Source organism: Humidesulfovibrio sp., assembly GCF_030689645.1.
Lineage (GTDB): Bacteria > Desulfobacterota > Desulfovibrionia > Desulfovibrionales > Desulfovibrionaceae > Humidesulfovibrio.
On the sequence record NZ_JAUYFU010000013.1, the window covers coordinates 1 to 2,134 of the forward strand.

Annotated in this window: 2 protein-coding genes; one reads left to right on the top strand and one right to left on the bottom strand. The window is 60.4% G+C overall.

The window, feature by feature from the left end:
* Nucleotides 1-182 precede the first annotated feature (182 nt).
* Nucleotides 183-1,100, bottom strand: coding sequence for a hypothetical protein (locus Q8O35_RS01815; protein WP_305569959.1), 918 nt, complete (start codon nt 1,098-1,100; stop codon nt 183-185).
* A gap of 550 nt (nt 1,101-1,650) precedes the next feature.
* Between Q8O35_RS01815 and Q8O35_RS01820 the strand changes: the two genes are divergently transcribed.
* Complete coding sequence (locus tag Q8O35_RS01820) at nt 1,651-2,115, top strand: hypothetical protein (RefSeq protein WP_305569961.1); 465 nt, start codon at nt 1,651-1,653, stop codon at nt 2,113-2,115.
* Nucleotides 2,116-2,134 lie beyond the last annotated feature (19 nt).

Sequence of the window (2,134 nt, forward strand, 5' to 3'; positions counted from 1 at the left end):
GTAGCCGGCGGCCTCCTTTCCTTCTCCGTTTCCTTGTCCTTTCCTTGCTTCCTTCTTCCTTGTTTCCTTGCCCCCGTTCCTTGCTTCCTGCCAGATTCAGATCCCTCCAAACGTAAGCCGCCGGGCAACAAGCCCGGCGGCGACACTTCGCAGCGCCCTGTTCGGGCGGCGCAATTTCCCTGTTACCGCACCACCAACGACGCGGAGGTCTCACCGTCCGTTGTCACGAACAGATGCCGGAGGCCGGGATCGTCGTTCGACACCAGGACGCCCGAGCGGTTGCGGGCATTGCGCCAGCGAGGCCATCCTGCGGCGTGCCAAAGGGCGCAGCCGTGCCACCAGTCGCCCAGATCTTCAACCGGCTTCAACCGCGCGGCTTCATGGAGGAGTTCGCCAGTAAGCGGCACTTGCGGGCGTGGATTGTGCTGTCCGGCCATCAGCGCAGCCGAGCTCCGGTTCTCTTCGGTAGGAGCATCGGGCTCCCAGTTCTCGCCCCAAGCGCGGCGGTTGCGCACGATGACCTTGGCGGCCAGTTCGAGCGGATACCTTGCGGCAAAAAGGACGCCGGGCCTGCGCGCGAACGACAGCACGAGCGAGCCGCTTGGCCGTGCGAAGTCACCGTGAGGCCAGAGGTGTCCGATCTGCCGGAACGGTGGAACCACGGAATCCGCCGCAGAGATGAGCATGCCGCACACTGGGCGCAACATCGCCGTGATGTCGCCGCACGGCGACGGCCAGGCACCGATGAGTTCCACGGCGTCCCGGCTACCGAGAGAAACGAACTGGTACGGGGAGCCTGTTGCGTCGAGTGAAAGGATGGCAGGCGGCAACGCTTCGAGCTCACGCCAGATCCGGCCCGCTCCGCCCAAGGTTTCTGCGTGGATAATGAGTCGGCGCTGGACAGAGAGCACATCGCGGATCGCCGTCCGGTGTACGCGCCCTTGCGGGTCCAGGCAGCCCGTCAGGTTGATACCGTCTTCCGCTTGGCCGAGCAGCAACTGCCGCGTGATGACGGAGCGGCACGGCCTGCCTGTCCGCCGAGACAAGCATGGCAACAAGATGGCTTGTGCGAGCGTGGTGAGAATGAGTTGTCTGATCATGGTCCCTCCTGGTTCTGGTGAAAGGGATCACGATCTCTCGAATTCTCGCTGAAAAATCTAGATCCAAAATTCGTGAAATGACGATTTCGAGGTCTTGACTTCAGCTCGTGCCACAGTGCTCTAAGAAAGAAATTTCCTTCATTCCTGTGGCTAGACCATCGCTATACGCACGATAGCACGAGCACGACGTGCGGCAAGGCAACCCCTACCGGGGGCGGCTACGCCGCGCCTTGCCGCCTGCCGCTTGCTCGTGCAGCTCCTCGCTTGTGGGCGACGGTCGAAGATGTCGCCGCCTGCGGGGGCTCAAATCAAAGATGCTGTAGGGGGGGGCGTAGCGACTGGCTACAGTGGCGTTGGATTCTCGACGCCGCACCTTATTTGGCGGTTGAATCCTGCGGAGTACCTTGCCGGTTGCGCCGTATTCCTGGCGGCTAGTCGGCACGTAGAGAAACATCACATAACATGCTGAAGGTGATCACTTTTTCCTGGGCTCTTATCTCGGTTTGTGCTATGGATTGATTCCCAAAACGCACAAAACCAAGGAGAAAATATGGACGGGATCCTGATTTGCGGCGCTCTCCTCATCGCCATCGTGCTCCTGCGCCAGCGCGGCCAGGAGTCGGAAGCGGAGGCTTACGCGCCGGTTCGCATGGACACAGACGACAGCTACACCACTGGTGCTATTTGCGGCAGCAGCCTCATGATGCACGAGAACTCGCACAGTTCGAGCGACGATGACTGGCCGACCAGTGGCATGGCGGACGATAGTTTCGTAACCAGCGGCTACGAGCCCGACAGCAGCATGGATACGAGCCGGTGGACGGACCCGATGTATGCCCATGAACCGGACAACATCTACCACAATACGTCGATGGACCCCACCTATCACGACGACGACAGCTTCTCCATCTCGTCAAGCTACGACGACTCGTTCTCATCGAGTAGCTTCGACGACAGTTGTTCAAGTAGCAGCTTTGACGACTCATTCTCGTCAAGCAGCAGCTTTGACGACTAGCCGACTGATATCCATGCCG